Genomic DNA, 5757 nt, shown 5'->3' with positions numbered 1-5757 from the left:
CTAACGCTAACGGCTCGTGAGCGAGAGGTGATGATCCACGCGGCTAAAGGTTTGATGAATAAGCAGATTGCAGGAGAAATGGAACTGAGTGAAGTGACCGTCAAAATCCATCGCGGTCACGCGATGAAAAAGATGCGCGCTAAGTCATTTGCAGACCTAGTACGAATGGCCGAATTGTTGGGGTTAGGGCAGAAACGCTGACCGCTAATACATGTGTGTTATTTCCCTAAAAAGGTTTCGACCATAAAATGGAGACCGTGCCGGGAGCTTGCCCAACCAAACCGCTTCCTGCCGAACCTAGGTTATAAACATGACCAGAATCCCAATAATTTCGATCGTTGATGACGACAAGTCAGGGCGGATAGCGTTGAGTAGCTTAATGCGCTCACTCGGCTACGAATCTCACCTTTTTTCATGCGCTGAGGATTTCTTGGCGTCTACCGAGCGCAACGTTACCGATTGCTTGATTACAGACGTTCAGATGCCAGGAATGTCTGGCTTGGACCTGCAACGTGAGCTGTGTAACCATAGCCCCGATGTCCCTATCATTTTTATTACCGCTCACCCAGAAGAGTCTGTACGCCAGCGAGCTAAAGCAGGGGGAGCAGTCTGCTTTTTGAGTAAACCTTTTGATGGCCAAGTACTTATAGACTGTATAGAACGTACTCTAGCAAACGCCCGCGCACACTCAGCTCGCATGTAAACACCATCCAATGTTCTACCCGTTCCAAACTCAGAGCCCTAGAAAATATAGCTTGTGCACCGGTGTCCGTGTATGTCACACAAACCCCCTATACTTTAGTATTAGCACCTACGACTCACACAGTAGAACAAAGTTACTCAAGTAGAATTTCCAATTATGCTTATTCAAATTAATCTTAAGTCAAGCCAACGAACGCAGTACTCCAATAAACGCTGGAACCTGCAACGCTTCAGGGTTTTATTGATCAAGCTACCGTCACTGTTTCAAAGGCTCAAAAGCGCCGAGCGTCACACCAATCAAATTCTCGCTCGACACTCACCGACGCACACTTGACGGAGCTTAGCTCCACTGGTGATCTCATGAACAGGACCGACCTTCGCAAAATCGATTTTAATCTCCTGATTGTGTTTGAAACATTAATGCACGAGCACAACCTGACGCGTACCGGAGAAAAATTATTCATCGGGCAGTCTGCAATTAGCGCCTCTCTAAATCGTTTGCGCCACTTCTTCGACGATCCACTTTTCGTCAGTATGGGCCGGAAGATGGAGCCTACCAGCAGAGCAGTCGAGATACACCTCAGTTTGACCCCAGCTCTGGATTCCATTGCGTCAGCATTGAGTAAAATTAATGCATTTGACCCTAAGACGAGTGAAAGTGTGTTCAGAATAGGCCTGTCAGATGATGTCGAATACTCACTCCTACCTAGCCTGATTCGACAACTACGTATCGAGGCTCCTCATGTCAGCTTCGTGATCCGCCGCACCGACCACTCGCTATTGACTGACCAACTTTCGACAGGAGAGGTGTCTCTCGGCATCTGCCATAGCCGCGACCTCCCAGCCAACGCTAAGCGCAAATTCCTACGAACCATACGCCCCACAGTTCTTAGTTCAGATGTCAACAACAGATCTATCGATCTCGACGAGTACTGCGAGCGTCCACATGTTTCCGTGTCACTAAGAGGTGAGGTGATCGACTCTGTTGACCGAGCGCTACTGGCTTTAGGGCGCCAACGCCAGGTTGTTTTGGCTGTCCCACAATACAGTGCGCTTAAAACCTTAATCGAGGACACGCAATTGGTTGCGGTCGTTCCCGATTACGTCGCCAAGACCATGATTCGCCAAGGTGGTCTTCGAATGGATGCTCTTCCGTTGAACATCCCCGCGCTCGACCTATCGATGTCGTGGAGTGCGACTTCAGATACGGATCCTGGTGAACGCTGGTTGCGTGCACTTATCAGTAGTCACCTTTGCGAGAAAGGGGCAACTATCGAACATCTAATCCCGGCCAAGGAGGCAGCATAATATTTCGCTCAACAATTTGACAATAAGTACGGTCATTGTTCTGATAAGTGAAAGCTATATTAGGCCGCATAGCTTCTGGCGATGTGCTATGTAGCATGAGGCCTAACCCACGTTAGGCCGTTCTTACATAACAAAACCCGCGTTAGTTCTTTCGATTCTTGGACCGCTTCAATTGGCCACTTTACCATTGCTGCTAAAACTCGCTTGTTGGATTCTGGCGCAAGAATTAGTCATTTTTTGTTTGCAGTTGCAGAAGAATGTTTTCACACGGCAACGAATTTATTTAGTCTCGAAAAGCTCGGTAGGTCTCCCAAACGGTCCTAACTTAACTAAGCTTTAGACGAACCATAAATCTTTCCCCCGATGCGCCTCATTGTGGAGTAGTCATCATGGCTGAATCTGAAACCCGCCCCCCCCTTCCGCCTTTCGATCGTGAGTCTGCAACCCTCAAAGTCCGTCTGGCTGAGGATGGATGGAACAGCCGAAATGCTGAAAAAGTCGCATTGGCCTATACCTCCGACACCAGATGGCGCAATCGCGTCGATTTTGCTGTCAACCGCGCTGAGGCTCAGGCATTCCTTACGCGAAAATGGAACAAGGAATTGGAATATCGACTTATCAAGGAGCTATGGGCGTTCACTGAAAATCGTATTGCTGTCCGGTACGCTTATGAGTGGCACGATGATTCCGGAAATTGGTATCGCTCGTATGGCAATGAAAATTGGGAATTCGCAGAAAATGGGCTAATGGCCCACCGTTTTGCCTGCATTAACGACATGCCCATCAAGGAGTCAGATCGAAAGTTCCGTTGGCCCCTAGGCCGTCGCCCGGACGATCATCCAAGCCTTTCCGACCTGGGTCTTTGAGGAGGGTGGAGTCCTCGCATTAGCTGACGATGGCGCAAAGAAAAGCAGCGCTATACGACTAGTTGACTAGCACGTTAACCAGATCTGCATGGCTGATACTGCCATGCTAAACAATCGGAGGCAGCATGAAACCATTTTATGCATTTACTCTATTAGTTGGAATTTCCCTGTTCCACCTGTCTCACGCAAGCGCTGACGAAGTCCTCTCGCAAGCTGAGGACACTACAGCAGGGGCAGCATTTGGTGCAGGCACTGGCGTCCTAATCGGCGGGGCCGCTGGCGGCCCGTTAGGCGCATTAATCGGAGCTGCACTAGGGATTTTCGGCGGCAGGGAAGTGCAAAAGGCTACCGGTCTAGAGGAGCGAGCTTACGCCGTCCGAAGCAATACCGGTGAAGAACGAGTGGTGCGCTCGCCGCGCAAAGAATTTGCCATCGGTCAACAGGTAGAAGTTAGAGGAAACCGACTGCATGCACCCTCCCCCCAATAAATGCAATTGTTGCCACCGAGCCCGCCGTCCGCGGGCTTTTTTTCTCTCGCCATCCTGAACGTGAAATTAAGAAAACAGCCCATCATTTCCATCTGTGCTCAAGCGCGTGAGAGAGCGGGCTAGGCATTTCGCTCAGGAAATCGAAAAAAGGTCTAACAGCAACTGTTTGACGACTATCTGTAAGAGGTTGATCAGCCCAAATCACGCCGTATCGGGAGAAGATTCGAATCATCTCGCCACGTTGATAGGTGCCTCGCTCGGCCAACGCGGCAATTTCTCGGAAAGCTCTTTCAACTGCGCCAGGCCACAGCACTGCACCAACCATACTCGGGGTTGAACCGATTTGATGGATGCGGTGCGCAATTCCCGGTTCAAGTTGTATGGCATCGCCCTCGTGCAGCAATGCAATTCTTTGTCGACCAATACGAATATCCAACTCCCCCCTTAGCGCCACTACAAGCTTTGTTTCGTGACTATGCATCAACGGCAGGTTGTGAGCATGCAAGGGCAAGTCGAAGCGCATAGCCGTTCCTGATCCACCGACGCTTGCCTCATCCACATCAATCCAAACCAAGTAACCGCCAGGAATCAGCAGTATCGCTTCCGAGTTTTCAACGTTCATGAGCACTCCCGATTCGTACCTATAGGCAGAGCTTATGCAAAGCATTGTTTATAGGTCTTGGACGCTATTCAGCAAACGGCAGAACATGGCTTCACACCAAGCAATACTCATCCAGCAACACTTACTCAAGCATCAGATAGGAGCAACACCATGCAACAGTCCCACGCCTACAACGACACCAGTCTCGAACTGACCGCTAAAATTCTGGACGCCAAAGCCCGCAAAAACCTGTCTTTCGAAGACATGGCAGAAGGCACCGGCCTCGGTCTGGCCTACGTGACCGCCGCCCTTCTTGGTCAGCACCCACTTCCAGAAACTGCCGCGAAAGTGATCGGTAAAAAACTGGACCTGGACGCCGACTCGGTAGCGCGCCTGCAAATTATCCCACTGCGTGGCAGCCTTTCGGGCGTCCCCACGGATCCTACCATCTACCGCTTCTACGAAATGATCCAAATCTACGGCACCACTTTGAAAGCCTTGGTCCACGAACAGTTCGGCGACGGCATCATCAGCGCGATTAACTTCAAACTCGATATGAAAAAAGTTGAAGATCCTGAAGGCGGCCACCGCGCAGTGATCACCCTCGACGGCAAGTTCCTGCCACTGCGTCCTTTCTAAGAAAGCGATTGGAAATGTAATTCGGCCCGCACTCGTAGCGGGCCTGCTTCAACACATTTACCCACTTCCCCCGACTCACCAATTCTAAATGGAGGATTCGTCATGAAAAAATTTCTGTTTCTCGCCCTGTCTCTGACAGCTTCGTTGTCGGCCTATGCACAGGAAGCTTCGGTTGCGCCAAAAGCCACTCCGTATGTCTATGGCATGCACTTGGATATTGCCAAGGTCATCAACATCACTGAAGCAGCAGACGTCTGCGGTCCAGTGCCAGTGCAAATGACCTACAACGATTCGCACGGTGACACTCGTGTCCTTGAATACAGCGTGATAGGTCGCGGCTGTACCAACTAAATGTTACCCAACTTAACTACCTGTTAAAGGCACACCCCATGAAAGCGCTCATTGAAGGTTTTTTGAAGTTTCAGAAAGAAGCATTTCCGCAACGTACGGACCTATTCAAACACTTGGCCACCACGCAGCATCCAGGTACGTTGTTCATCACGTGTTCCGATAGCCGCGTAGTACCTGAACTGTTGACGCAACAAGAACCTGGTGAGCTGTTCGTGATCCGAAACGCCGGCAATATCGTGCCGTCGTACAGCCCCCATCCAGGCGGTGTGTCGGCAACGGTCGAATACGCCGTGGCGGTGCTCGGGGTGACCGACATCGTGATCTGCGGCCATTCTGATTGCGGCGCGATGACGGCTGTCGCAAAGTGCAAATGCATGGACCACCTGCCCGCTGTCGCCGGTTGGCTGCAACATGCAGAGTCCGCAAAAGTCATTAACGAGTCTCGCCATCACATCAATGACGCGGCAAAAGTAAGCTCGATGGTCCGGGAAAATGTTATCGCTCAATTGGCGAACATCCAGACTCACCCAAGCGTGCGCATAGCCCAGGAAAAAGGCTTGTTGAACTTGCATGGATGGGTCTACGACATTGAAACCGGATCGGTTGACGCTCTTGACTCTGATAATCGCAGCTTTAAATCGTTGGCACAGTACCCTGATACCTGCGCTGTTCACGCTCGTCTAGAAAAGGCCGCAGCCTAAGAATCGTCTAAATGAGGAGGACTCTTCATGCCTGAAATCACTATGTACACGACCAGCACCTGCCCTTACTGCCGTGGTGCTAAGCAACTGCTGAACTCTAA

The 5757-nt window shown here is 50.6% G+C and carries 9 protein-coding genes; 8 read left to right on the top strand and 1 reads right to left on the bottom strand.

Translation table 11 applies throughout. The features are described 5' to 3' along the window. The 4 genes from IMW75_RS26425 to IMW75_RS26410 all read left to right on the top strand — a co-directional run. The coding region (locus IMW75_RS26425; RefSeq protein ID WP_237142346.1) for a response regulator transcription factor at positions 1 to 201 on the top strand (201 nt) is incomplete at its 5' end. Positions 202 to 310: 109 nt separating this feature from the next. After that, entirely contained in the window at positions 311 to 703 is a 393-nt protein-coding gene (locus tag IMW75_RS26420; RefSeq protein WP_205894266.1) for a response regulator transcription factor, read from the top strand. Positions 704 to 1062: 359 nt separating this feature from the next. After that, on the top strand, positions 1063 to 2010 hold the full coding sequence (locus IMW75_RS26415; RefSeq protein WP_205894265.1) for a LysR family transcriptional regulator: 948 nt from the start codon (positions 1063 to 1065) through the stop codon (positions 2008 to 2010). Positions 2011 to 2399: 389 nt separating this feature from the next. Continuing rightward, positions 2400 to 2876 (top strand): nuclear transport factor 2 family protein, encoded by a 477-nt coding sequence (locus tag IMW75_RS26410; protein ID WP_205894264.1) that lies wholly within the window; start codon positions 2400 to 2402, stop codon positions 2874 to 2876. 570 nt (positions 2877 to 3446) lie between these two features. Here IMW75_RS26410 and IMW75_RS26405 read toward each other — a convergent pair. After that, entirely contained in the window at positions 3447 to 3986 is a 540-nt protein-coding gene (locus tag IMW75_RS26405) for a cupin domain-containing protein (protein ID WP_205894263.1), read from the bottom strand. 150 nt (positions 3987 to 4136) lie between these two features. Between IMW75_RS26405 and cynS the strand changes: the two genes are divergently transcribed. The 4 genes from cynS to IMW75_RS27495 all read left to right on the top strand — a co-directional run. Next, positions 4137 to 4604 carry a cyanase gene (gene cynS / locus IMW75_RS26400; RefSeq protein WP_045061152.1) on the top strand — a complete coding sequence of 156 codons (468 nt, stop codon included), beginning with the start codon at positions 4137 to 4139 and terminating at the stop codon, positions 4602 to 4604. A 102-nt stretch (positions 4605 to 4706) separates the two neighbouring features. After that, complete coding sequence (locus IMW75_RS26395; RefSeq protein WP_205894262.1) at positions 4707 to 4955, top strand: DUF2790 domain-containing protein; 249 nt, start codon at positions 4707 to 4709, stop codon at positions 4953 to 4955. A 38-nt stretch (positions 4956 to 4993) separates the two neighbouring features. Continuing rightward, positions 4994 to 5656 carry a carbonic anhydrase gene (locus tag IMW75_RS26390; RefSeq protein WP_205894261.1) on the top strand — a complete coding sequence of 221 codons (663 nt, stop codon included), beginning with the start codon at positions 4994 to 4996 and terminating at the stop codon, positions 5654 to 5656. A gap of 27 nt (positions 5657 to 5683) precedes the next feature. Continuing rightward, positions 5684 to 5757: glutaredoxin domain-containing protein (locus tag IMW75_RS27495; protein ID WP_414704671.1), on the top strand; the 74-nt coding region annotated here is incomplete at its 3' end.

The sequence above is a fragment of the Pseudomonas gregormendelii genome (assembly GCF_017114825.1).
GTDB classification, from domain to species: domain Bacteria; phylum Pseudomonadota; class Gammaproteobacteria; order Pseudomonadales; family Pseudomonadaceae; genus Aquipseudomonas; species Aquipseudomonas gregormendelii.
This window is presented reverse-complemented; position numbering and strand designations above follow the sequence as displayed.

What these genes read in the sequence shown, in the direction of transcription:
- IMW75_RS26420 (WP_205894266.1), top strand. Translation starts at nt 311, where the DNA reads ATGACCAGAATCCCAATAATTTCGATCGTTGATGACGACAAGTCAGGG.
- IMW75_RS26415 (WP_205894265.1), top strand. Translation starts at nt 1,063, where the DNA reads ATGAACAGGACCGACCTTCGCAAAATCGATTTTAATCTCCTGATTGTG.
- IMW75_RS26410 (WP_205894264.1), top strand. Translation starts at nt 2,400, where the DNA reads ATGGCTGAATCTGAAACCCGCCCCCCCCTTCCGCCTTTCGATCGTGAG.
- IMW75_RS26405 (WP_205894263.1), bottom strand. Translation starts at nt 3,986, where the DNA reads ATGAACGTTGAAAACTCGGAAGCGATACTGCTGATTCCTGGCGGTTAC.
- cynS (WP_045061152.1), top strand. Translation starts at nt 4,137, where the DNA reads ATGCAACAGTCCCACGCCTACAACGACACCAGTCTCGAACTGACCGCT.
- IMW75_RS26395 (WP_205894262.1), top strand. Translation starts at nt 4,707, where the DNA reads ATGAAAAAATTTCTGTTTCTCGCCCTGTCTCTGACAGCTTCGTTGTCG.
- IMW75_RS26390 (WP_205894261.1), top strand. Translation starts at nt 4,994, where the DNA reads ATGAAAGCGCTCATTGAAGGTTTTTTGAAGTTTCAGAAAGAAGCATTT.